We start from the raw sequence: 23,023 nt of genomic DNA, 5'->3' as shown, positions 1-23,023 counted from the left end.
CTCCGAGCCGGACATAATTCGCCGCTGCCGGTTCCGGGTTTGTCGGACGGGCGCGGCAGGATGGATGGGTGGCGGAGTTGACGGCCGGTCCCGAAGCGGACGGCACCGATGTGCTGGCCGGGTTCAGCCCGGCCACCCGGGAGTGGTTCTCGGCCGCCTTTGCGGCGCCCACCCCCGCCCAGACGGGCGCGTGGCGTGCGGTGGCCGCCGGTCGGAACGCCCTGGTGGTGGCGCCGACGGGCTCCGGCAAGACGCTCGCCGCCTTCCTGTGGTCACTGGACCGGCTGGCCCGCGAGCCCGTTCCGGCCGACGCCCGGCAGCGCTGCCGGGTGCTCTACGTGAGCCCGCTCAAGGCGCTCGCGGTTGACGTCGAGCGCAACCTGCGCGCCCCGCTCGCCGGCATCCGCCAGGCCGCCACCCGGCTCGGCGTCGCCCCGCCGGAGATCACCGTCGGCATGCGTACGGGCGACACCCCGGCCGACGAGCGGCGCGCCTTCGCCCGCACCCCACCGGACATCCTCATCACGACGCCCGAGTCGCTCTTCCTGCTGCTCACCTCCGCGGCCCGTGACTCGCTGCGCGGCGTCGAGACGGTGATCGTCGACGAGGTGCACGCGGTCGCCGGCAGCAAGCGCGGCGCCCACCTCGCCCTCTCCCTGGAGCGCCTCGACGAGCTGCTGCCGGCTCCCGCGCAACGGATCGGTCTCTCCGCGACGGTCCGGCCGATCGACGGTTGCGCCCGGTTCCTCGGCGGCGCCCGGCCGGTCGACGTGGTCCAGCCGGTGACCGCCAAGACCATCGAGGTCAGCGTCCAGGTCCCCGTCGAGGACATGACGCGCCTCGACGAGCAGGAGGAGCCGGCCGCGGACGCCCTCGGCGGGCCGGGGCCGCGCCGCGCGTCGATCTGGCCGGCCGTGGAGGAGCGCGTCCACGCCCTGATCCGGGCCCACCGCTCGACCATCGTCTTCACCAACTCGCGGCGCAGCGCCGAGCGCCTGTGCGCCCGGCTCAACGAACTCGCCGCGGAGGAGCTGACCGGCGGCAACGGCACGCCCGGGGCGGGCGGCGCGGGTTCATACGGCGGCCCGGTCGGCCCGCTGCGCGCGCCGCGCCAGCCCGCCGAGGTCATGGCGCAGTCGGGGGCGGCCGCCGGCGCGCCGCCGGTGATCGCGCGGGCGCACCACGGCAGCGTCTCCCGGGAGGAGCGCAAGCACATCGAGGAGGCGCTCAAGTCGGGGCAGCTGCCCGCCGTCGTGGCCACCTCCAGCCTGGAGCTCGGCATCGACATGGGCGCGGTCGACCTCGTCGTGCAGATCGAGGCGCCGCCCAGCGTGGCCGCCGGGTTGCAGCGTGTGGGCCGCGCCGGGCACCAGGTGGGCGCGGTCTCCCGCGGGGTGGTCTTCCCGAAGCACCGCGGTGACCTGCTGTCCTGCGCCGTCGTGGCGGAACGGATGGGCGAGGGCGCGATCGAGGAGCTGCACTTTCCGCGCAACCCGCTCGACGTGCTGGCCCAGCAGGTCGTCGCCATGGTGGCGCTGGAGCCGTGGCGGGTGGGCGACCTCGCCGTCGTGGTCCGCCGGGCGGCGCCCTTCGCCGAGCTGCCCGACTCGGCGCTGCACGCCGTGCTCGACATGCTCTCCGGGCGCTACCCGTCGACCGCCTTCGCCGAGCTGCGGCCCCGGCTGGTCTGGGACCGGGCCACCGACGTGCTGACCGGCCGGCCCGGGGCGCAGCGCCTCGCCGTCACCAGCGGCGGCACCATCCCCGACCGCGGGCTCTTCGGCGTGTTCCTGGCCGGCGCCGAGCGCGCCGCCCGGGTCGGCGAGCTCGACGAGGAGATGGTGTACGAGTCGCGGGTCGGCGACGTCTTCCTGCTCGGCTCCTCGTCCTGGCGCATCGAGGAGATCACCCCGGACCGGGTGCTCGTGTCGCCGGCGCCGGGGCAGGCCGCCCGGATGCCGTTCTGGAAGGGCGACACGCTGGGCCGCCCGGTGGAGCTGGGCCGGGCCATCGGCGCGCGGGTCCGCGCCCTGCTGCGGCAGAGCGACGAGGCGGCGATCGACGCCCTGCGCGCCGGCGGGCTGGACGACTGGGCGGCCGGCAACCTGATGGCGTACCTGCGGGAGCAGCGCACCGCGACGCGCTCCCTGCCGGACGACCGCACGATCGTGGTCGAGCGGTTCCGCGACGAGCTGGGCGACTGGCGGCTCGCCGTGCACAGCGTGCTGGGCGCCCGGGTCAACGGGCCCTGGGCGCTCGCCATCGGGCGCCGGCTCGCCGAGCGCTACGGGGTGGACGCGCAGGTGATGCCGTCCGACGACGGCATCGTCGTACGCCTGCCGGACACCGCCGACGAGCCGCCCGGCGCCGACGTGGTCGCCTTCGAGCCCGACGAGATCGCCCAGCTCGTGGAGGAGTCGGTCGGCACGTCCGCGCTCTTCGCCGCCCGGTTCCGCGAGTGCGCGGCCCGGTCGCTGCTGCTGCCCCGCCGTGACCCGCGTCGCCGCCAGCCGCTGTGGCAGCAGCGCCAGCGCGCCGCGCAGCTGCTCGACGTCGCCCGGGAGTACGCCGACTTCCCCGTGACCCTGGAGGCGGCCCGTGAGTGCCTCCAGGACGTCTTCGACCAGCCGGCGCTGGCCGAGCTGATGCGCGACCTGGCCGCCCGTCGGGTCCGCCTCGTCGAGGTGGAGACCACCCAGCCGTCGCCGTTCGCCCGGTCGCTGCTCTTCGGCTACGTGGGGGCGTTCCTCTACGAGGGCGACGCCCCGCTCGCCGAGCGGCGGGCCGCGGCCCTGGCGTTGGACTCCGCGCTCCTCGGCGAGCTGCTGGGCCGGGTCGATCTCCGGGAGCTGCTCGACCCGGCGGTGCTCGACGAGACCGAGCGGCAGCTGCGCTGGCTGACCGAGCAGCGTCGCCCCCGCGACGCGGAGGACGTCGTGGAGCTGCTGCGGGTGGTCGGCGACCTCACCGCCGACGAGCTGGCGGAGCGGGGGGTGCCGTCCGACTGGCTCACCGAGCTGGAGGCGGCCCGCCGGGTGCTGCGCGTCCGGGTGGCCGGCGCGGAGCGCTGGGTCGGCGTCGAGGACGCGGCGCGACTGCGCGACGCGCTGGGCGTGGCCCTGCCGGTCGGTGTCGCCGAGGCGTACCTCGCGCCGGTGGCCGACCCGCTCGGCGACCTCGTGGCCCGGTACGCCCGCACGCACGGCCCGTTCGCGGCGGCGACCTGCGCGGCGCGGTTCGGCCTCGGCGTCTTCGTCGTGGACCAGGCGCTGCGCCGGCTCGCCGCGACCGGCCGGGTGGTGTCCGGCGAGTTCACGCCCGAGTCGGTCGGCACCCAGTGGTGCGACGCCGAGGTGCTGCGTCTGCTGCGGCGCCGTTCGCTCGCCGCGCTGCGCCGGGAGATCGAGCCCGTGCCGCCGCGCGCGCTGGCCGCCTTCCTGCCCCGCTGGCAGCAGGTCGGCTCGTCGGCCCGGGGCGTGGAGGCGCTGGCCGCGGCCGTCGAGCAGTTGCAGGGGGTGGCGGTGCCGGCGTCCGCGCTGGAGCGGCTGGTGCTGCCGGGCCGGGTCGCCGACTACTCCCCCGCCCAGCTCGACGAGCTGTGCGCCAGCGGCGAGGTGGTCTGGGCCGGCGCCGGCGCGATCTCCGGCGGGGACGGCTGGGTCACCCTCGCGTACGCGGACGCCGCGCCGCTGCTGCTGCCCCCGCCGGACGAGGCGCTCGCGCTCACCCCGTTGCACGAGGCCGTGCTCGACGCGCTCGCCGACGGTCAGGCGCTCTTCTTCCGTTCGCTCGCCGACCGGGTCGGCTCGACCGACGACGCGGCGCTGACCGCCGCCGTCTGGGATCTGGTGTGGGCCGGTCACCTCACCAACGACACGCTCGCCCCGCTGCGCGCGGTGCTGGGCGCGGGCGGGGCGCACCGGTCCCGGCCCTCCGCACCACGGACCCGCTACCGCCGCCCCGGCCGGGTGGCGCTGCCCACCCGCGGCGGCCCGCCGACCGTGGCGGGGCGCTGGTCCCGCCTGCCGGAGCGGGACACCGACCCGACCCGCCGGGCCGCCGCCCTCGCCGACGTGCTGCTGGAACGGCACGGCGTGCTCACCCGCGGCGCGGTGGTGGCCGAGCAGGTGACCGGCGGCTTCGCGGCGGTCTACCCGGTGCTCTCCGCGCTGGAGGAGCGCGGGGCGGCCCGGCGGGGCTACTTCGTCGAAGGGCTGGGCGCGGCGCAGTTCGCGGTGCCCGGGGCGGTGGAGCGCATCCGGGCGCTGGCCGAGCCGGCCGACGGGGCCCGGCAGCGCGGCGGCCCGACGCTGGTGCTCGCGGCCACCGACCCGGCCAACCCGTACGGCGCCGCGCTGCCGTGGCCGGAGCGGGCCGTCGACTCGGGTGACGGCGACACCCCGGCGACCGGCCACCGGGCGGGCCGCAAGGCGGGCGCCCTCGTCGTGCTGGTCGCCGGTGACCTCGTGCTGTACGTGGAGCGTGGCGGGCGCACGCTGCTCTCGTTCACCGACGACGCGGAGGTGCTCGCCGCGGCCGGCAAGGCGCTCGCCGACGCCGTCCACTCCGGCGCGCTGGGCGCCATCTCGGTGGAGCGTGCCGACGGCGAGGCCGTGCACGCCTCGCCGCTGCGGGACGCGCTGACCGCGGCCGGCTTCCGCGCCACGCCTCGTGGTCTGCGCCTGCGCGGCTGACCCGCCGCCGACCCCGCCGCGCCGCCTCGACGCCGACCCACCGGCACGTGGCCGGCGGCGACGATGAGCCGACCCGGCCGACACACGGCGGCTGGGCGAGTCGAAACGGCCGGCGCGGATCTCCCGGCGACGACGGGCCCACCCGAGCCGGTGACGAGAGCCGCCCCGCCGCGTCAGCCCAACGCGGCGAGGGCCCGCTCGTAGCGCGGGCGGTCCGCGGCCGGCGTCCGCGCCTCCAGGTAGTTGAGCACCACGGCGCCCCGCCGGTACGACTGCCCGCTCCAGGTCTCGGCGATGTCGCTGGCACTCGTCTCGTCGGGGAAGACGTACACGGTCACGGCGTCGGTGGCCACGATCTCCGCGCAGCCGAGGCCGAGCCCGTCCGGCCCGCAGTCGACGGACCGGTCCCGCGGGTGGGGCACCGGGAGCTTCGCGGCGCGGAACGCGTCGATCACCTGCCGGGCACCGGGAGCGCCGGCCGGGCGGCTGGGCAGCACCACGGGCGGCAGGCTGGCGGGCCGGCGTTCGGTGGGCTCCTGCACGGCCGGGGCGTCACCGGCCGGCTGGTCGGGCCGGCCGGTGGGGCCGCCGCGTGGGAACGCCGGAACGGAGCGGCCGCCGCCCGGCGCCTCGGCGGCGGTCGGCGAGTCGGCGGCGGTCGGCGAATCGGCGGCGGTCGGTGTGACCACCGGGGACGGGCTGCCCGGCGGCGAGGTGGCGAGCCGCGGACGCTCGCCCCCGTCACCCCCGCACCCGGTGAGGGCGACGGCGACGGTGAGCACCGCTACGGCGGGGAGGCTCCGAGCTGTCACGAGGGCAGTGTGCCCAACGGCGCCGGCCGGCGGCAGGGGCCGGCCGGCCAGGGTCGGTGTCCCATATCCGGCACCGAGAAATTCCGCGCCACGGAGGGGCCGCGCCGGTAGCATCCCGGCGGCCGGAGGTCCGGTGGGGAGGGCGACATGGGTGGGATCACCGTACGGGCCGCGGCGCCGGGCGACCGGGCGTCGGTCGACGCGCTGCACGACCGGGAGTGGGGCGGGCCGTACGTGATCGTGCACGACACCCGCTACGACCTGCGTACGCTGCCGACGCTGGTGGCCGTGGACGGTGCCGGCGCCGTGACCGGCGCGCTCGTCCACCGCACCGACGCCACGGGGCTGGAGGTGGTGAGCCTGGTCGCGGCCGTACCCGGCGGCGGGGTGGGCGGCTCGCTGCTGGACGCCGCCACGGCGCACGCCCGCGAGGTGGGCCTACCCCGGCTCTGGCTCGTCACCACGAACGACAACCTGCGGGCGCTGCGCTTCTACCAGCGGCGCGGCCTGCGTCTGGTCGCGGTCGACGCGGGCGCCGTGGACCGGGCACGGCGCCTCAAGCCGGGGATCCCTCTCGTCGGCGAGGACGGCATTCCGCTGCACGACGAGCTGATCCTGGAGTTGCGCACCGCCGCGGTCTGACCGGACGCCCGACGACGGTGGCGGCGCACCGGGTGCCCGATTCCGCGCCGGGCCCCGGCGCCGGCGGTTAGCCTGCGAGGCATGCCCGCCACGACGCTCTGGATCTCGCTGACCACCGACTACGGCCTCTCCGACGGCTTCGTGGCCGCCTGTCACGGGGTGATCGCCCGCATCGCGCCGGCCGCCCGGGTGATCGACGTGACCCACCTGGTCCCGCCCGCCGACGTGCGGCGCGGTGCGGCCGTGCTTGCCCAGACGCTGCCGTACCTGCCGGTCGGGGTGCACGTGGCGGTGGTCGACCCGGGCGTCGGCACGGCCCGCCGGGGCGTGGCCCTGGACACCCCGGGCGGGTTGCTCGTGGGACCGGACAACGGGCTGCTGCCCGAGGCCGCGCACGCGTTGGGCGGCGTGCTGACCGCGGTCGAACTGACCAACCCGTCCTGGCTCGCCTCGCGGGTGTCGCACACGTTCCACGGGCGGGACGTGTTCGCGCCGGTCGCCGCCCGGTTGGCGTTGGGCGCACCGCTGGCCGAGGCGGGGCCCGCGTTCGACCCGGCGGGACTGGTACGGCTGCCGGAGCCGGTCGTGACGACGGACGGGGACGGCATCACGGCGGAGGTGCTCACCGTGGACCACTTCGGCAACGTGCAGCTCGCCGCCACGGCTGACCTGCTGGAACGCCTGCCGGCGACGGTCCGGCTCACGGCGAACGGCGACGCGGGACGGGAGGCGCGGCGCGGACGGACGTTCGGCGACGCCCCGCCCGGCGGCCTCGTGGTGTTCGCCGACTCGGCCGGCCGGATCGCGGTGGCCGTCAACGGCGGCCGGGCCGTGGACCTGCTCGCCGTGACGGCCGGCGACTCGGTGCGGATGAGCGCGGCCGGCGGCTGACCGTCCCGGCGCGGTCCCATCGGGCGGGCGCGGAGGAGCGATCGATCCACGGCTGTGGAATGCTGCCCGGGTGGGTGAGTACTGGGTTGCCATGGCCTGTCCCTGCTGCGCGTCACGCACGGGTGGGGGGACCTGCCCGGTCTGTTTCTGGACGGACGACGGCCAGTCCGACGACGACGCCGACGTCGTGCACGGCGGCCCCAACGGCGACCTGAGCCTGTCCCACGCCCGGCTCAACTTCGCGATCTACGGCGCCAGCCACGAGCGCTACCAGGGCATGGTCCGCCCGCCCCGCCCCGAGGAACGTCCCTGACACCGACCTCCGGCCCGGGGCGGGCCCCGGACCGGAGGACCCGGGCCCGCGCCGGACCGGAGGCCCGGCGGACGTCAGCAGAGCGGCACCGTGCCGCCGTACACCGCCGAGATGTACGCGTGGCTGACGTACTGGCCGGTGGTCAGGCGGTTCCACCGGTTGGTGGTGCGGTAGGGGCCGGCGACCGTCTGGCCCGTCACGTAGCACTGGATCGGCACGTTGGCGAAGCGCGCGGCCAGCCCGCGGACCGGGTACGTGGTGCTCGCGCCGGTGCGGATGTTGAGCGGTCCGTCGCCGACGACGCCGCGCGGGCCGGACCCGGTCCACAGGTACGCCACGTCGACCCACGCGTTCGTGGTGAGCAGCAGCCCGTCCCAGAAGGTCCCGTCGGCGAGGTCGATGCCGGCCGGGTTGAGGACGGTACGGCCGAACTGGTCGCGCCCGCCGTTGTACCCGTTCTGGTAGGCGGCCTGCGCCTCGGGCCGGCCCTGCGGCAGGTCCTTCCAGTTCTCCCGGACCGGGCTGGGGTTCCAGTAGTCGTCCCGGGTGTTCCACGGTCCGACGTCCCACACCGGGGCGTACGCGCAGCGACCGCCGCTGGTGGTGCACACCCGTACGGTGTAGTCCCCGCTGTTGAGCGGTGAGAGCCCGCGCCGGGAGGGCAGCGCCACGAAGTGGTCCCGTGGCTGGATCGTCCGCCCGTTGGCGGTCACCTCGCCGACCAGCCCGATCCGGGTGGCGAAGACCCGGTAGGTGAGCCCCGGTGTGGCGGCCGTGACGGCGGCCAGCGAGTCGGCGGTGAGCCGTACGCCGCGGACCGTGGCGACGGCCCGGTCGTTCCGGGCGGTGAGCACCACGCGGGCCTGCACCCGGGTGACCGGCTGGTCGAAGACGGCGCCCCGGGTGGCGGCGCGCCACTCGGTCCAGCCGCTGGCGCGCCAGCCCCGCACCTGCGTCTCGACGGTGGAGCCGGCCACGACCCGGGCGGAGACGTCGGCGCGCACCCGGGTGGCCGGGTGGGACAGGACGCGCGGCGCGGTGAGGAGCATCCCCTCGGCGGCGGCGCCACGGGGGCTGTGCGGCGCCCGGGCGGCCCCTGGGCGGGCGTCACGTAGGCGGAGCCCGGCCGTGGAGGACCGGACGTTGACGTCGTCACCGTCGACGGTGGCCAGGTCGAGGCTCCACCGGTCGGTCGCCGCGGGAGCGGCGGTGCGGGAACCGGCCGGGACGAGGCTGATGGTGGTGACGCGGGTCGCGGCGGCCGGGGAGGGACCGGCGGCGGGGAGGAGTGCTGCGATGAGGGCGACGACCAGGGCGAGGAGGACGGGACGGATACGACGATGAAGATGTTTCATGGGCATTCTCCTCAGAACTCCCTGATGGTGCCCATGTCGCGAGATCAAGCGGAACGGGACTACAAATAGCGACACACGCGAATCCGACTCGAGCGAGGGAGGATGGGAGGATGCCCGAAGGCGACACCGTCTGGAACACCGCCCGCGTCCTGCACCGCGCGCTGGCGGGCGCGACACTGACCGCGAGCGAGTTCCGGGTGCCACAGCTCGCCACCGCCGACCTGGCGGGCTGGACGGTGCGCGAGTCGGCCGCGCGCGGTAAGCACCTGCTGCTCCGCCTGGAGGCCCCGACCGACGCCGGGGGCGGCCGCTGGACCCTCCACTCCCACCTGCGCATGGACGGCGCGTGGCGGGCGTACGCGCCGGGGGAACGCTGGGCCGCCCGGCCCGCCCACCTGATCCGGGCCGTGCTGCGCAGCTCGGGCGCGGTGGCGGTCGGCTACCACCTGCACGAGCTGGCGCTGGTGCCCACCGCCGAGGAGGAGACGCTCGTCGGCCATCTCGGCCCCGACCTGCTCAGCGCGGACTGGGATGCGGACGAGGCGGTACGCCGGCTCGCGGCCCACCCGGACGACACGATCGGCGAGGCGCTGCTCGACCAGCGCCACCTGGCCGGCATCGGCAATCTCTACAAGTGCGAGGTGTTGTTCCTGCGTGGCGTGTCCCCGTGGACGCCGGTGCGCGCCGTACCCGACCTGCCGGGCCTCGTGGCCCTCGCGCAGCGGTTGCTGGCCGCCAACCGGGGGCGCTGGGCGCAGAGCAGCACCGGGTCGCTGCACCGCGGGCAGACCACCTACGTGTACGGCCGGCGGGCCCAGCCCTGCCGCCGCTGCGGCACCCCCGTGCGCAAGGAGGAGCTGGGCGAGCGGGTCACCTACTGGTGCCCGGTCTGCCAGCCGGAACGTCCCGCGGGCTGACCGCCCGGCGCGGGCCGGCCCGGACAGCCGCGCGGGCCGACGCGACACCACGGATCGGCCCGACGCCGCCCAGATACGGACGATTGGGTAATTCCTAACTCCGGCATCGGCGTCGCATGCTGCGGTTGGACGCTCACCGATCGTCAGCAGAGCCGGCCCGACCGGGCCGCCACGCCGGGGTGGCGGCGGTCGTGCCCCGACCCCGGGGAGAGCCATGGCGATGTTCCGCAGACTCCGGGCCACCTGGACCGACCGCGCAGGGCGCGGCGGCAGCGGCCGCACCGCCGGGGCGGACGGGACGGCGGTCGTGCCCGCCGCCCGGGTCGCCGAGGAGGCCCCCGCCCCCGCACCGGCCACCCTCGATCCGGCCGCCGTTCCACGCTGCTTCGGCCCCGTGCCGAACTTCGCCCGCAGCCCCCGGCCGGTCTGCGCCGACGACGGCCGGGTGCTGCCCGGCACCGGGCTGCGCAAGTTCGTCGACCCGCTGCCCGGTCCGGGCCCGCTCGGCCGCACCGAGCTGGGCGGGTACCTGCCGGTCGCGGTGCCGGACACCATCACGTACCCGGGCTGCGACTACTACGAGATCGGCCTGCAGCAGTACGCCCAGCGGCTGCACCGCGACCTGCCGGCCACCCGGCTGCGCGGCTACCGCCAGCTCAACCTCGGCACCGACCCGTCCGGGCACAACACGGTGGCGCCGCCCGGGCGGCCCTGGCACCTCGGCCCGCTCATCCGGGCCCGGCGCGGCCGGCCCGTGCGGATCAAGTTCATCAACCAGCTCCCCACCGGCCGTGCCGGCGAACTCTTCCTGCCCGTCGACGAGACCGTCGAGGGCGCCGGCCTCGGGCCTCTGGACGGCCCCGCGCCGTACCCGCAGAACCGCGCGGTGCTGCACCTCGCGGGCGCGCAGACGGGCTGGACCAGCGCCGGCAACCCGTGGCAGTGGATCACCCCGGCCGGCGAGATCACCCCGTACCCGACGGGAGTGGGGCTCACCCACGTCCCCGACATGCCACCGCCCGGCGCCGGCGCCACCACCCTCTACTACCCCAACGAGCAGAGTGGCCGGCTCATGTGGTTCCACGACAACACGCTCGGCCTGTCCCGGTTGACCGTCTACTCCGGGCAGGTCGCGCTCTACCTGCTCACCGACCCGGTCGAGGACCAGCTCGTGGCCGACGGGGTGCTGCCCGAGGAGCAGCTGCCGCTGGTCATCGAGGACAAGACGTTCGTGCCCGACGACACCCAGCTCGCCGGCGAGGACCCCACGTGGGACCGGGACCGCTGGGGATCCCGGGGCAGCCTCTGGCACCCGCACGTCTACCAGCCCCGGCAGAACCCGTACCGGGCCGGCGGGATCAACCCGACCGGCCGCTGGGACTACGGGCCCTGGTCGCGTACGGCCGAGGCGGGCCCGGATCTCGACGACCGCCGGGCCGGCGCCGGGCCGAACGGGACGCTGCCGCACCCCGGGCCGGGCCCGGTCCCGAACCCGCACCACGACCCGGTGGCAGCCGCCGAGGAGCCCCCGCTCACCCCGGGTGTGCCCCACCCGAGCGCGGTCCCCGAGGCGTTCGGCGACACCCCGCTCGTCAACGGGATCGCGTACCCCTACCTGGAGGTGCAGCCCCGCGCGTACCGGTTCCGGATCCTGAACGCCTGCCTCGACCGCAGCCTCAACCTCCAGCTCTACCGGGCCCGCTCGGACGGGCCGATGTGGGACGACGAGGGCAACCTGCTCGACGCCGACGCCGGCGAGGTGCCCATGGTGCCGGCGGTGCGGGCGCCGGGCCGGCCGGCGGACTGGCCGGCCGACGGGCGTGACGGCGGCGTGCCGGACCCGCGCGCCGCGGGGCCGGAGATCCTCCAGATCGGCAACGACGGCGGGCTGCTGCCCGCCCCGGTGGTCATCCGCAACCGCCCGGTCGGTTTCCGCTACGACCGGCGGGACCCGACCGTGCTCAACGTCGACGGGCGCGCCCTGCTGCTCGCGCCCGGCGAGCGGGCCGACGTGGTCGTGGACTTCTCGACGGTGCCGCCGGGCGGCACGCTGATCCTCTACAACGACTGCCCCGCCCCGCTGCCCGGCTTCGACCCCCGCTACGACCACCACACGGACGCGCCGGACCGCACGGCCGAGGGAGGGTCACCGCCCACCCGCCCCGGGTACGGCCCGAACACCCGCACGCTCCTCCAGTTCCGGGTGACCGGCACCCCGGCACCGCCGTACGACGTGGCCCGGCTCCGCGAACGGCTGCCCCGGGCGTACGCGGCCGGCCAGCGCCCGCCGATCGTGCCGCAGCCGGCGTACGACGCCGCGATCGGCACCCGTACGCCCGCCGAGACCGTGGTGCCGGTGCACGCCACCACCGTGACGTTCACCCCGGCCGGCGGCGCGGTGCCGGTCACCGTGCCGATCGCCGTGAAGGCGGTACGGCAGGTGTTCGAGCCCGCGTACGGCCGGTTGGCCGGCCGGCTCGGCGTGGCCCACCCGTACGCCGGACCGCTCTCCCCCGCCACGCTGCCGCTGGGGCCCACCGACCCGGCCACCGAGACCCTGTTCGCGGCGGACCCCGCGGTGCCGATCGGCGCCCCCGCCGACGGCACCCAGATCTGGCGCATCGTGGGTGACAGCCGGCAGACCGAGGCGGTGCGCCTGGACGGCTGCGACGTCCAGGTGGTCAACCGGGTCGGCTGGGACGGCACGATCCGGGCACCCGACGGGGGCGAGCTGGGCTGGAAGGAGGTCGTCCGGGTCAACCCGCGAGAGGATGTGGTCGTGGCGCTGCGCCCGGTGGCCCCGATCCTGCCCTTCAAGATCGGCGACAGCGTCCGGCTGCTCGACCCGACCCGCCCGGCTGGCACCCGCACCGGGTCCACGCCGCTCAGCCCGATCGACGGGCGCCCCGCGCTCGTCGTGAACCAGCTCGTGAACCTCGGCTGGGAGTACCGCTGGCACAGCCAACAGGCCGGCCACCGCGACCTCGGCATGAGCCGGCCGCTGGTGCTGCGGGTCTCCCCCAAGGCGCCCACGGGGCTCACCGCCACCCCGGCGCCGGGCTCGGCCACCGCGCTGCCGGCCATCACGCTCGCCTGGACCGGCAACGGAGGCCGCCCGCCGGCCACCAGTCATCTGCTGCAGCGGGCCACGGACGCCACCTTCGCCACCGGCCTCACGGCGATCACCGTGGCGGCCACCGCCACCCGGTACACCGACGCCACGGTGACGCCGGGCGTCACGTACCACTATCGGATCCGCGCCGAGAACGCGGTGAGCTGCTCGGCCTGGTCCAACAGCGTGCCCGCGTCGGTGCAGCTCACCGCCCCCGCCGGGCTCGCCGCCGCGATCCCGCCGGCCGCGCCGCTGCGGGTCGGGCTCCGCTGGTCGAACCGCTCCTTCGCCACCGGCATCGACGTGCAGCGGGCCACGAACCCGACCTTCACGAGCGGCCCGGGCACCACGGCGATCGGGGTCGGCGACAACCACCTGGACACGGCGGTCGCCCCGGACACCACGTACTACTACCGGGTGCGCACCACCTACCTGGGCGCCGCGTCGCCGTGGTCCACCGTCGCCACGGTGACGACCCCGCCCGCCCCGGTCACACCGACGGCGGTGAGCGGCACGGCCAGCGCACCCGGGCCGGACACCGCGACAGTGATCCTGGGCTGGTCGGCCGGGACGGCGGCCGGGCCGGGCGCCGGGTTCATCGTCCAGCGGGCCCTCGACCCGGCGTTCGGCCGGGAGGTGGCCACATTCACCGTCACGGGCCGGGGCTTCACCAACACGGGTCTGGCCCGCGGCGTCACCTACCACTACCGGATCCGCGCGTTCAACGTCGTCGGCAGCTCGCCGTTCACACCGCCGGTGTCGGTCACCACCCCGCCGTGACGGGTCAGCGGGTCGGTGCGCGCAGCGGGTCGTTGGCGCCGCGCAGCTCGGCGAGCGCCGCGGCGACGCCGTGCAGCAGGTCGGTGGCCTCGGTGAGCCGGGACGCGGCCGGGTGCGGGGCGTCCGGTCGGGCGTCCTCCGCAACGTAGCCGGCCGCCGCCACCACGAGCCGCTCGTACGCGGCCACGCCGCTCTCCAGTTGCTCGGCGAGCACCCGGTGGGTGTCGGCCAGCGGCGCGCGGGCGTCGACGGGCGCCAGCCGCAGCGCCCGTTCCACACTCGCCACCCGATGCGCGAGGTCCCGCAGCGACCGGTCGGCCGCGGCGGCCTCCTGCACGGCCGGCTCGGCGAGCCCCGTGAGCCGCTGCGCCATGCCCGCGAGCGTGAGCGCCGCCCGGTCCAGCCGGGCCCACGGCTCGGCGGCGCTGGTGCCGCGCAACGCCACCCGCGAGCGGACCCGGCGCACCTCGGCCAGCACCCCGGAACCGGCGGGGAGCCGCTCGACGGCGGCGACGAGACGCGCCCGGGACCGGGCGGCCGCCTCGGCCGGGTCGAGTGCCGGTGGCGCCGGCTGGGCGGCCAGCGCCCGCAGGTCGATCCAGCGCCATGCGGCGAGCGCCAGGGCGCTGCCCGCGGCGCCGGCCCAGCCCGCGTCGGGCAGCCCGAGCCCGGCGTACGGGGTCAGGACGGCCGCCGCGCCGCCGAGCCCGCCGGCCAGCACGCTCCACCGCCGGGCGGACCGGCGCAGCCGGGACAGGCGCCGGAAGTACCGCGTACGCTCGTCTGCCACCCTGACCTCCTCGTGGCGGCCGCGCTCAGCCGGCGGCCGTGGTGTCCCCGGTGCCCCGCTCGCGGGCCATGCTCGCCCGGATCTCGTCGAGGCGGGCCGAGGCGGCCGGGTCGGCGGCGGGCGCCGCCGGCTGCGACTGCTCCACGCCCTGCCGCTGCTGCGCGCCCAGCTGCTCGCCGGCCATGCTCGACCGGATCTGCTCCAACCGGGCCGAGCCGGCCGAGTCGAGCGTCGCCTTCTGGATTTCCAGCATGCGCCCCTCGGCCGAGTTACCGGCGAGTTCCGCGCGGCCCATCGCGTTGGCGTAGCGGCGCTCGATCCGGTCCCGGACCTCGTCCAGCGACGGGGTGGTGCCGGGCGCGGTGAGCGCCGACATCGACTCGAGCGAGCGGGCCACCGTCTCCTGCATCTTCGCCTGCTCGAGCTGGCTGAGCAGCCGGGTGCGCTCGGCGAGACGCTGCTGGAGGATCATCGAGTTGTTCTCCACCGCCTTGCGGGCCTGCGCGGCGGCGCCGAGCGCCTGGTCGTGCAGGGTCTTCAGGTCCTCCGTGGCCTGCTCGGCGGAGACCAGCTGGGTGGCCAGGGTCTGAGCGGACTGCTCGTACCGCCCCGCCTCGGCCTCGTCGCCCCGGGCCCGGGCCCGGTCGGCCAGGACCAGCGCCTGCCGGGCGTTGCCCTGGAGACGCTCGACCTCGGACATCTGCCGGGAGAGCTTCATCTCGAGCTGGCGCTGGTTGCCGATCACCGCGGCGGCCTGCTGCACGAGCTGCTGGTGCTGGCGCTGCGCCTCCTCGATGGCCTGCTGGATCTGGACCTTGGGATCGGCACGCTCGTCGATCCGGGCGCCGAAGAGCGCCATCAGGTACTTCCACCCCTTGACGAACGGGTTCGCCATCTCCGCGGTATCCCCTCAGTAGCGTCGCTCCGCCTGCACGCGCCGGGCGGGACGACGGGCCACCGGCGCGGCAGCCCTTCCATCGTCCCAGCCGGGCGCCAGACCGGCACCCTTACCCGCTGAGCGGGCGGCCGACACCGTCTGCGATCAACCCTACGCGGGCCGGGCGAGGTGGGCCATGGAGCGGACGCGGGAGGATGTCAGGCGGCGCAGACGACGTCGCGGTCGCGCTCGGTGGGGCGGACCCGGGTGCTGCGCAGCGTGGCCTTGAGCGGCGAATCCTGGCGGACCGACACGGCGACCGTGCCGTCGGAGCTGACCTGGCGGACCGCCCGGTTGGTGGCCTTGGTCGCCGGCGCCGCCGGCACCGGGGCCGCCTCGTCCTGCACCGGGACCAGCACGTTGGGCATCTGCTCGGCGAGCGCCACCGTGTCGCTGACCTCGCGCAGCAGCTCCGAGAGGCGGGCGCCGAGCGCGTCACAGATCGCGGCCAGCAGCTCGCTCGACGGCTCCTTCTGGCCGCGCTCGATCTCGGACAGGTAGCCGAGGCTCACGTTGGCTGCGGTGGAGACCTCGCGCAGGGTGCGGTGCTGCCCCTGCCGGCGCGCCCGCAGTGCGTCACCGATCACTCGGCGTAGCAGGACCATCGCACCTCCCCCTCCGGGCCGTACCTCTTCCGGCGGCCGTCCGGTCCGGCGCGGCGGAGCGCGCCGGCCCCGACCGTCGGAGCCTTCCCGCAACCGTACCCGCTACCGGCCCGGGCGACATCCCGCCCCGCCCCTCGGATCCGCGCGCCGGCCGGCGCCGTGCCGGGGGCCGGCGCGACGTCGGTCCGCGTCGCGCCCGCACGCCACTCGGTCCTGGCCGGATCAACGCTGGCCCGCGCCGGCCTCGGCCGTGTCGCCCGCGTCACGGCGGGCCGACCCGTCGTTCGCGGCCTCGTCGGCGGCGTCGGCGTCGTGGATCCGCTCGGCGAGCAGCCGCAACGCCTCGATCACGGCCGCCGAGCGGACGTGGTCGCGCCCGCCGTCGAGGTCGAGCTGTCGCACCGTGGTGCCGCCCGGGCCGGCCGCTGCCACGTAGACGAGGCCGACCGGCTTGCCGTCCTGTGGTTCCGGGCCGGCCACGCCGGTGGTGGCCAGACCCCAGTCGGCGCCGCAGCGCCGGCGGCCGCCCTCGGCGAGTGCCGCGGCGACGTCGGGGTCGACCGGGCCGCGCTCGGCGAGCAGCTCGGACGGCACCCCGGCCAGCTCGGCCTTCAGCTCGGTGGCGTAGACCACGAGGCCGCCCCGGTAGACGCCACTCACCCCGGCGATCTCCACGATGGCCGCGGAGAGCAGCCCGCCGGTGAGCGACTCGACGGTCGCCAGCGTCTCGTGCCGCTGGGACAGGCTGTGCACCACTCCGGCAGCCGGGCTGCCGACCGGCCGTTCCCCGTTCGCGTCGCTCTCCATGCCCCCATCCTTCCCCGCCACCACTCCCGCAACCATCCCGACCCGCTGGCCCTTCCCCGCCCCCGGCCTCCCCGCGATCTTGCACTTTCCGCGCGGACGCATGCCCGCAATCCGGACAGAAGGGGGGCACGAACTGCAAGATCGCGGAGGATCGCGGGGGCCTTCCGGGTCAGCGCTTGGGGCGGCGGAGGCGGAGGGCCTGGGCCACGTAGTCGAAGCCCGTGACCACCGTCACCACGACGGCGGCCCCCATGATCCAGGGACCGACCGGGGCGAGGACGGCCGGCATCGGCCAGAGGTACCAGGCGATGGCGAGGATCTGCAACGCCGTCTTGATCTTGCCGCCCCGGCTGGCCGCGATCACACCGTGCCGGATCACCCAGAACCGCAGGGCCGTGATGCCCAACTCCCGGACGAGGATGACCACGGTCACCCACCACGGCAACCGGTCGTACCACGACAGCAACAGCAGGGCGGCGCCGGTGAGCGCCTTGTCGGCGATCGGGTCGGCCACCTTGCCGACCGAGGTCACCAGCCCGAAGCGGCGGGCGATCCAACCGTCGACGAGATCCGTCGCCGACGCGAACGCGAAGATCAGGCAGGCCGCCATCCGCCAGCCGGCGTGGGTCATCGCGGAGACCACCACCGTGGCCCCGAACACCGGCACCAGCACCAGCCGCAACGCGGTCAGGGCGTTCGCGGCGTTGAGCAGCGGCACCCGCCGGACCACCCGGGCCGGCGTGGACTCGGTGGCCCCGGTCACCGCGCTGCCCGGCTCGGCCCGCCGTGGCGTCTCCGGTGTCGCACCACGTGGCCTCCCCGCTCCGTCCGGGCCCGCCGTCACCGTGCCGCGCCGGGCGCCGCCGAGATCATCTCATCCGGAACGGCGAGCAGGTCCACCCCTTCGGTGCCGGTCACCGTGGCGCGCACGAGGTCACCCGGTCGCAGCGCGGCCAGGTCGACGCCGCCGCCCTCCGGGGCGACCAGCGTCGTCGAGCCGTCCACCTCGGGCGCCTGGTGCGCTGCCCGGCCCTCCACGACCCCGTCGGCCACCGAGTCGACCAGCACCTCGACCGTCGAACCGAGCCGCTCCTCGGCCCGCTGGGTGCACAGCTCGTCGGCGAGCGCGCTCAGCCGGTCGTACCGGCGCTTGATCGTCGCCGCGGACACCTTGCCGGGCAGCCCGGCGGCCTCGGTGCCGTCCTCGTCGCTGTAGTCGAACATGCCGATCGCGTCGAGCCGCGCCTCGGTCAGGAACCGGACCAGCTCGCTGACGTCGGCCCGGGTCTCGCCGGGGAACCCGACGATGAAGTTGCTCCGCGCGCCCGCCTCGGGCGCCAACGCCCGGGCGTTGGCCAGCAGCTCGAGGAACCGGTCGGTCGAGCCGAAGCGGCGCATCCGGCGCAGCACCGGCTCACTGGAGTGCTGGAACGACAGGTCGAAGTACGGGGCCACGCCCGGGGTGGTGGCGATCGCCTCGACGAGACCGGGCCGGGTCTCGGCCGGCTGGAGGTAGCTCACCCGCACCCGGACGATGCCGTCGATGCCGGCCAGCTGCGGCAGCAGCTTCTCCAACGCCCGCGGGTCGCCCAGGTCCTTGCCGTACGACGTGGAGTTCTCGCTCACCAGCACCAGCTCACGGACGCCGGTCTTGGCGAGCCACTCCGCCTCGGCGAGCAGCTCGTCCGGCGTACGCGAGACGAACGCCCCGCGGAACGCGGGGATGGCGCAGAACGCGCAGCGCCGGTCGCAGCCGCTGGCCAGCTTGAGCGAGGCGACCGGGCCGGTCTCGAGCCGGTGGCGGAGCACCTGGCGCAGGTGCGCCGGGGTGTGCGCGTCGGTCTCGACGGCAGCGCGGGTCGGGGTGCCGTGGCCGGGGAGCGACACCGCCGCCTCGCGGCGCTTGACCGGGGTGAGCGGGAGCAGCTCGCGCCGGTCCCGTGGGGTGTGCGCGGTGACGTGCTCACCGGCGAGCACCGCGTCCAGCCGGGCCGCGATGTCCGGGTAGTCGTCGAAGCTCAGCACGGCCTGCGCCTCGGGGAGGCTGTCGGCCAGCTCACGGCCGTACCGCTCGGCCATGCAGCCGGCCGCCACCACCTTGGCGCCGGTGTCGGCGGCGGCGAGCAGGGTCTGGATCGAGTCCTGCTTGGCCTTCTCCACGAAGCCGCAGGTGTTGACGACCACCACGTCGGCGCCCTCGCCGTCGGTGGTGACCTGCCAGCCGTCGGCGTGCAGCCGGGCGGCCAGCTCCTCCGAGTCGACCTCGTTGCGGGCACAGCCCAGGGTCAGCAGGGCGACGCGGCGGCCCTCGGAGTCGTTAGGGGAGGTGGCAGACACCATCCGAGGGTACCGGGCCGCGCGGGGCCGCCCGTGCACGGCGGGCCGCCGACAGCGGCGGGCGCCGGTTCACACCGTCGCGGCGCCGACCCGGACCAGGCGGTCGAGCAGGAAGACCTCGGTGCCCGCGAGACCCACCGAGCAGAAGACCGAGATCTGCTCCGGCGCGGTGCGGCCGGCCTCGACGCCCGCGAGCACCGCGCCGAGGTCCCGCAGCCGATCGGCGTACGGGGGCTCGGCGGCGAGCATCGGTGGGGCGTACGCGCCCGCCTGCGCCGGCGAGTCGGTGGCCAGCACGTCGGCGACCGTGAGCAGGTCCGGCCCGAACTCGGCGCGGTCGCGCTGCTTGAAGCCGACCGTGTTCACGTGCGTGCCGGGGCTGAGGTGGGCGGCGTCGAGCACCGGGGTGGGGCTCGTGGTGGCGAGCACCACCACGTCGCGGCCGGCCACCGCGGCGGCCGGGTCGGCCACCGCCCGGGCGGGCACGTCGAGTTCGGCACGAACCCGGGCGGCGAACGCCTCCCGCCGGGCCGCCGAACGGCTGTGCACGGTCACCTCGCGCAGCGGTCGCACGGCGGCGGCGGCCCACACCTGCGTCCACGCCTGCCGGCCGGAGCCGATCACGCCGAGCGTCGCGGCGTCCGGCCGGGCCAGGGCGTCCACCGCCACCCCACCGAGGCCGCCGGTACGCCGGGAGCCCAGCTCCTCGCCGACCGCCACGGCCCGCACCGCGCCGGTCCGCCCGTCGTGCAGGACGACCAGCTGCTGCGCCTCGGGGTGACCGAACGTGTCGTACGAGCGGTACCCGTACCACTCCCCCGTGAGGTGGCCGGCCGTCAGCACCATCCGGCCCCCGCCCAGCGACGCCGAGGCCCGCGGCGGGGCGACGAGCCGCCCCTCGTACGCGGCCAGCAGCGCGGCGCGCATGGCGTCGACCGTGGTGGCGGCGTCCAGCGCGGCGGACACCTCGGGGTCGGAGAAGAGCAGGGTCATGGTCGCCATACTGCAAGTTGAAGTGAGGTTCAGGTCAATTGCCGGTGGCTCGACTCACCCGCTGCGCCACCGGACGCGGTGCTACCGTCGGCTCCGGTGGCCGCTGCCGGCCACCCCGGACGAGCGGCGGGCGTACCCGGTCAGGCGAAGACGCCCCGACACGTGCAGACCCGACTCGTCCCGGCCCGTGGTCCGGGCGCTCCCGCAGAGGTGACGCGATGGCCTGGATCGTGCTGGTGTTCTCCGGACTGCTCGAGACGGCGTGGGCGGTGGCCCTCGACCGCAGCGCCGGGTTGAGCCGCCCCCTCCCCTCGGTGATCTTCGTGGCGACGCTGGTGCTCAGCATGGCCGGCCTCGCGTACGCGCTGCGGGACATCCCCGTCGGCACCGGGTACGCGGTCTGGGTCGGCATCGGCGCGGTGGGCACCGCCGTCGTCGGCATGGTCGCGCTGAACGAGTCGACGAGCCTGCCCCGGATCGCCTGCCTCTTCCTGGTGATCGCCGGCGTGGCCGGCCTGAAGATCTTCCACTGAGCCGCGCCGACCGCCACCGGCGCCGGCGCGTCCAGCACGCTGCTCACCCATCGCCGCGCAGCCCGGCGAGGACCTCCTCCAGCTCGTCGGGCTTGACGAGCACGTCGCGGGCCTTCGAGCCCTCCGACGGCCCGACCACACCCCGCGTCTCCATGAGGTCCATGAGCCGGCCAGCCTTGGCGAAGCCCACCCGCAGCTTCCGCTGGAGCATCGACGTGGAGCCGAACTGCGAGGTGACCACCAGCTCCACCGCCTGCACGAGCAGGTCGAGGTCGTCGCCGATGTCCTCGTCGATCTTCTTCTTGCTCTCCTGCGCCACGGTCAGCACGTCCGAGCGGAACTCCGGCTCACGCTGGTCCTTGCAGAACTTCACCACGTCGGCGATCTCGCGCTCGGTGACCCAGGCGCCCTGGATGCGGATCGGCTTCGAGGCGCCCATCGGCAGGAAGAGGCCGTCGCCGCGCCCCAGCAGTTTCTCCGCGCCCGGCTGGTCGAGGATGACCCGGGAGTCGGCCAACGACGAGGTGGCGAACGCCAGCCGCGACGGCACGTTGGCCTTGATGAGGCCGGTCACCACGTCGACCGAGGGGCGCTGGGTGGCGAGGACCAGGTGGATGCCGGCGGCCCGGGCGAGCTGCGTGATCCGGACGATCGAGTCCTCCACGTCGCGGGGGGCGACCATCATGAGGTCGGCCAGCTCGTCGACGATCACCAGCAGGTACGGGTAGGGCCGCATCTCCCGCTCGCTGCCCGGCGGCGCCTTGATCTCGCCGTTGCGCACCTTGCGGTTGAAGTCGTCGATGTGCCGGACCCCGTTGGCGGCGAGGTCGTCGTAGCGCATGTCCATCTCGCGGACGACCCACTCCAGCGAGTCGGCCGCCTTCTTCGCGTTGGTCACGATGGGCGTGACCAGGTGCGGGATGCCCTCGTAGCCGGTCATCTCGACGCGCTTCGGGTCGATGAGCAGCAGGCGCACCTCGTCCGGGGTGGCCCGGGTGAGGATCGACACCAGCAGCGAGTTGAGGCAGGACGACTTGCCCGCGCCGGTCGCGCCCGCGATGAGGATGTGCGGCATCTTGGCCAGGTTGGCCACCACGAAGCCGCCCTCGATGTCCTTGCCGAGGGCCACCACCATCGGGTGGTGGTCGCTGGTGGCGGCCCGCGAGCGCAGCACGTCGCCGAGCGACACGTTGTCCGGGTCGGTGTTGGGGATCTCCACACCGACCGCGCTCTTGCCCGGGATGGGGCTGAGGATCCGGACGTCCGGCGACTTCACGGCGTACGCGATGTTGCGGGAGAGTTGGGTGATCCGCTCGACCTTGACCCCCGGCCCCAGCTCGACCTCGTAGCGGGTCACCGTGGGGCCCCGGGTGAAGCCGGTGACCGCGGCGTCCACGTCGAACTGCTCGAAGACGCCGGTGAGCGCGGCGATCACCTCGTCGTTGGCCTTGCTCCGGGACTTCGGCGCGGCGCCGGTGCTCAGCAGGTTGGCCGGCGGCAGCGTGTAGTCGCCGGCCAGGCCGGTCAGCGCGAGCTGCTCGGCACGGGTGGGCAGCGGCGAGTGCTCCGGCGGCTCGACGGGCTTGCGGCTGGCCGGCACCCTGGCCGGCGGTGTGCGGGTGAGGACGAGCGTGTCCTGCAGGTCGACGCCGTCGAGGTCGTCCTCGAAAGCGTCCGGGTCGACCGGTGGCGGCACGCGCTTCGCCGGACGCTTGCGCACCGGCTTGGCCGGCGGCTCCTCCTCGTCCTCGGTGGACGGCGGGGCCACCAGCGTGCCCGCCAACAGGCCGAGCCGCTCGGGAATCTTGTTGATGGGGGTGGCGGTGACCACCAGCAGCCCGAAGAGGAGCAGCAGGATGAGCAGGGGCATCGCGACCCAGGCGGTGACGGCCCGCTCCAGCAGGCTGCCGACGCCCGCACCGACGAGGCCACCCGCGTAGTCGCGCTGGACCGGGTCGACCGGCTGCTGCCCGATGTGGAGCATCGCCGCGGTGGCCACGAGCATCGAGCCCCAGCCGACGAGGCCACGGCCGCGGTGGTCCGCCTCGACGGGCTGGCGCATCAGCCGCCAGGCGCCGATGCCCAGCAGCACCGGTATCACCACGGAGATCGCGCCGAGGAAGAGCCGCACCGTGTCGGCCAGCCGGGCGCCGACCGGGCCGGCGCCGGAGAACCAGATCCCCACGGCGCTGAGCAGCGCGAGACCGAACAGCAACAGGCCCGCGCCGTCGCGGCGGTGCTCGGGATCCAGCTCGCGGGCCGTGGCGGCCTGCCGGCCGGCCGCGCGCACCGCCCACCCGACGCCGTGCGCCAGTCCCATCCACAGCGCACCGACCGCGCGTCCGACGTAGACGGCCGGGCCCGGACGCGCGGCCCGGGTGCGGCGCACGGGCGCGCGGGTGGTCTTCTTCGCCGGTTGGCGGGCGCGGCTGTTCGTCGCACCGCGCGGCGACGCGCCGCGCCGCCGGCTCGCCTGAGAGGTACGGCCCGCCATAGCATCACCGT

General features: G+C 75.8%; 17 protein-coding genes and 1 riboswitch. Of the genes, 7 read left to right on the top strand and 10 right to left on the bottom strand.

Going from position 1 to position 23,023, the window contains the following annotated elements:
- The first annotated feature begins 68 nt into the window (after positions 1-68).
- Positions 69-4,694 carry an ATP-dependent helicase gene (locus ACSNOA_RS09325; RefSeq protein WP_436657551.1) on the top strand — a complete coding sequence of 1,542 codons (4,626 nt, stop codon included), beginning with the start codon at positions 69-71 and terminating at the stop codon, positions 4,692-4,694.
- 173 nt (positions 4,695-4,867) lie between these two features.
- On the opposite strand, the gene ACSNOA_RS09320 is transcribed toward ACSNOA_RS09325, so the two are convergent.
- Positions 4,868-5,506 carry a hypothetical protein gene (locus ACSNOA_RS09320; protein WP_436657550.1) on the bottom strand — a complete coding sequence of 213 codons (639 nt, stop codon included), beginning with the start codon at positions 5,504-5,506 and terminating at the stop codon, positions 4,868-4,870.
- A 147-nt stretch (positions 5,507-5,653) separates the two neighbouring features.
- Here ACSNOA_RS09320 and ACSNOA_RS09315 point away from each other — a divergent pair, with 147 nt between their 5' ends.
- From ACSNOA_RS09315 to ACSNOA_RS09305, 3 genes are all read left to right on the top strand, one after another.
- On the top strand, positions 5,654-6,148 hold the full coding sequence (locus ACSNOA_RS09315; protein WP_436657549.1) for a GNAT family N-acetyltransferase: 495 nt from the start codon (positions 5,654-5,656) through the stop codon (positions 6,146-6,148).
- Between the two features lie 81 nt (positions 6,149-6,229).
- Positions 6,230-7,039, top strand: a complete 810-nt coding sequence (locus ACSNOA_RS09310) for an SAM hydrolase/SAM-dependent halogenase family protein (RefSeq protein ID WP_436657548.1) — start codon at positions 6,230-6,232, stop codon at positions 7,037-7,039.
- 70 nt (positions 7,040-7,109) lie between these two features.
- Complete coding sequence (locus ACSNOA_RS09305) at positions 7,110-7,352, top strand: CPCC family cysteine-rich protein (protein ID WP_436657547.1); 243 nt, start codon at positions 7,110-7,112, stop codon at positions 7,350-7,352.
- A 74-nt stretch (positions 7,353-7,426) separates the two neighbouring features.
- Here ACSNOA_RS09305 and ACSNOA_RS09300 read toward each other — a convergent pair whose 3' ends face one another.
- Positions 7,427-8,707, bottom strand: a complete 1,281-nt coding sequence (locus ACSNOA_RS09300; RefSeq protein WP_436657546.1) for a hypothetical protein — start codon at positions 8,705-8,707, stop codon at positions 7,427-7,429.
- 110 nt (positions 8,708-8,817) lie between these two features.
- Between ACSNOA_RS09300 and ACSNOA_RS09295 the strand changes: the two genes are divergently transcribed.
- Together ACSNOA_RS09295 and ACSNOA_RS09290 are read left to right on the top strand one after the other, a co-directional pair.
- A complete protein-coding gene (locus tag ACSNOA_RS09295; protein WP_436657545.1) occupies positions 8,818-9,624 on the top strand; it encodes a DNA-formamidopyrimidine glycosylase family protein in 807 nt (268 codons plus the stop codon).
- Positions 9,625-9,838: 214 nt separating this feature from the next.
- Entirely contained in the window at positions 9,839-13,516 is a 3,678-nt protein-coding gene (locus ACSNOA_RS09290; protein ID WP_436657544.1) for a hypothetical protein, read from the top strand.
- 4 nt (positions 13,517-13,520) lie between these two features.
- On the opposite strand, the gene pspM is transcribed toward ACSNOA_RS09290, so the two are convergent.
- The 7 genes from pspM to ACSNOA_RS09255 form a co-directional block, all read right to left on the bottom strand.
- Positions 13,521-14,306 (bottom strand): phage shock envelope stress response protein PspM, encoded by a 786-nt coding sequence (gene pspM / locus ACSNOA_RS09285; RefSeq protein ID WP_436657543.1) that lies wholly within the window; start codon positions 14,304-14,306, stop codon positions 13,521-13,523.
- A gap of 25 nt (positions 14,307-14,331) precedes the next feature.
- Positions 14,332-15,201 (bottom strand): PspA/IM30 family protein, encoded by an 870-nt coding sequence (locus tag ACSNOA_RS09280; protein ID WP_436657542.1) that lies wholly within the window; start codon positions 15,199-15,201, stop codon positions 14,332-14,334.
- A 200-nt stretch (positions 15,202-15,401) separates the two neighbouring features.
- A complete protein-coding gene (locus ACSNOA_RS09275) occupies positions 15,402-15,848 on the bottom strand; it encodes a helix-turn-helix domain-containing protein (RefSeq protein ID WP_436657541.1) in 447 nt (148 codons plus the stop codon).
- Positions 15,849-16,070: 222 nt separating this feature from the next.
- Positions 16,071-16,655 (bottom strand): CinA family protein, encoded by a 585-nt coding sequence (locus ACSNOA_RS09270; RefSeq protein ID WP_436657540.1) that lies wholly within the window; start codon positions 16,653-16,655, stop codon positions 16,071-16,073.
- A 169-nt stretch (positions 16,656-16,824) separates the two neighbouring features.
- The gene (gene pgsA, locus ACSNOA_RS09265; protein WP_436657539.1) at positions 16,825-17,418 is read right to left on the bottom strand and encodes a CDP-diacylglycerol--glycerol-3-phosphate 3-phosphatidyltransferase; all 594 of its coding nucleotides are present in this window, start codon (positions 17,416-17,418) and stop codon (positions 16,825-16,827) included.
- A 77-nt stretch (positions 17,419-17,495) separates the two neighbouring features.
- Positions 17,496-18,995, bottom strand: a complete 1,500-nt coding sequence (gene rimO, locus ACSNOA_RS09260; RefSeq protein WP_436657538.1) for a 30S ribosomal protein S12 methylthiotransferase RimO — start codon at positions 18,993-18,995, stop codon at positions 17,496-17,498.
- A gap of 66 nt (positions 18,996-19,061) precedes the next feature.
- Entirely contained in the window at positions 19,062-19,985 is a 924-nt protein-coding gene (locus ACSNOA_RS09255; RefSeq protein WP_436658357.1) for an ornithine cyclodeaminase family protein, read from the bottom strand.
- Positions 19,986-20,078: 93 nt separating this feature from the next.
- Positions 20,079-20,145, top strand: a riboswitch (guanidine-III (ykkC-III) riboswitch).
- Between the two features lie 58 nt (positions 20,146-20,203).
- Between ACSNOA_RS09255 and ACSNOA_RS09250 the strand changes: the two genes are divergently transcribed.
- Positions 20,204-20,518, top strand: coding sequence for a DMT family transporter (locus ACSNOA_RS09250; RefSeq protein WP_436657537.1), 315 nt, complete (start codon positions 20,204-20,206; stop codon positions 20,516-20,518).
- Positions 20,519-20,561: 43 nt separating this feature from the next.
- On the opposite strand, the gene ACSNOA_RS09245 is transcribed toward ACSNOA_RS09250, so the two are convergent.
- Complete coding sequence (locus ACSNOA_RS09245; RefSeq protein WP_436657536.1) at positions 20,562-23,012, bottom strand: DNA translocase FtsK; 2,451 nt, start codon at positions 23,010-23,012, stop codon at positions 20,562-20,564.
- Between the last annotated feature and the right edge of the window lie 11 nt (positions 23,013-23,023).

It is taken from the genome of Micromonospora sp. URMC 103 (genome assembly GCF_051386435.1).
GTDB lineage: Bacteria > Actinomycetota > Actinomycetes > Mycobacteriales > Micromonosporaceae > Micromonospora.
The sequence above is the reverse complement of the archived record's forward strand: the minus strand, read 5'-3'. Positions and strand labels throughout refer to the sequence as shown.

Bases quoted from the DNA above. Each gene is read 5' to 3' on its own strand.
- ACSNOA_RS09315 (WP_436657549.1), top strand. From the start codon at position 5,654: ATGGGTGGGATCACCGTACGGGCCGCGGCGCCGGGCGACCGGGCGTCG.
- ACSNOA_RS09310 (WP_436657548.1), top strand. From the start codon at position 6,230: ATGCCCGCCACGACGCTCTGGATCTCGCTGACCACCGACTACGGCCTC.
- ACSNOA_RS09300 (WP_436657546.1), bottom strand. From the start codon at position 8,707: ATGAAACATCTTCATCGTCGTATCCGTCCCGTCCTCCTCGCCCTGGTC.
- ACSNOA_RS09295 (WP_436657545.1), top strand. From the start codon at position 8,818: ATGCCCGAAGGCGACACCGTCTGGAACACCGCCCGCGTCCTGCACCGC.
- ACSNOA_RS09290 (WP_436657544.1), top strand. From the start codon at position 9,839: ATGGCGATGTTCCGCAGACTCCGGGCCACCTGGACCGACCGCGCAGGG.
- ACSNOA_RS09280 (WP_436657542.1), bottom strand. From the start codon at position 15,201: ATGGCGAACCCGTTCGTCAAGGGGTGGAAGTACCTGATGGCGCTCTTC.
- ACSNOA_RS09275 (WP_436657541.1), bottom strand. From the start codon at position 15,848: ATGGTCCTGCTACGCCGAGTGATCGGTGACGCACTGCGGGCGCGCCGG.
- ACSNOA_RS09270 (WP_436657540.1), bottom strand. From the start codon at position 16,655: ATGGAGAGCGACGCGAACGGGGAACGGCCGGTCGGCAGCCCGGCTGCC.
- rimO (WP_436657538.1), bottom strand. From the start codon at position 18,995: ATGGTGTCTGCCACCTCCCCTAACGACTCCGAGGGCCGCCGCGTCGCC.
- ACSNOA_RS09255 (WP_436658357.1), bottom strand. From the start codon at position 19,985: ATGACCCTGCTCTTCTCCGACCCCGAGGTGTCCGCCGCGCTGGACGCC.
- ACSNOA_RS09250 (WP_436657537.1), top strand. From the start codon at position 20,204: ATGGCCTGGATCGTGCTGGTGTTCTCCGGACTGCTCGAGACGGCGTGG.
- ACSNOA_RS09245 (WP_436657536.1), bottom strand. From the start codon at position 23,012: ATGGCGGGCCGTACCTCTCAGGCGAGCCGGCGGCGCGGCGCGTCGCCG.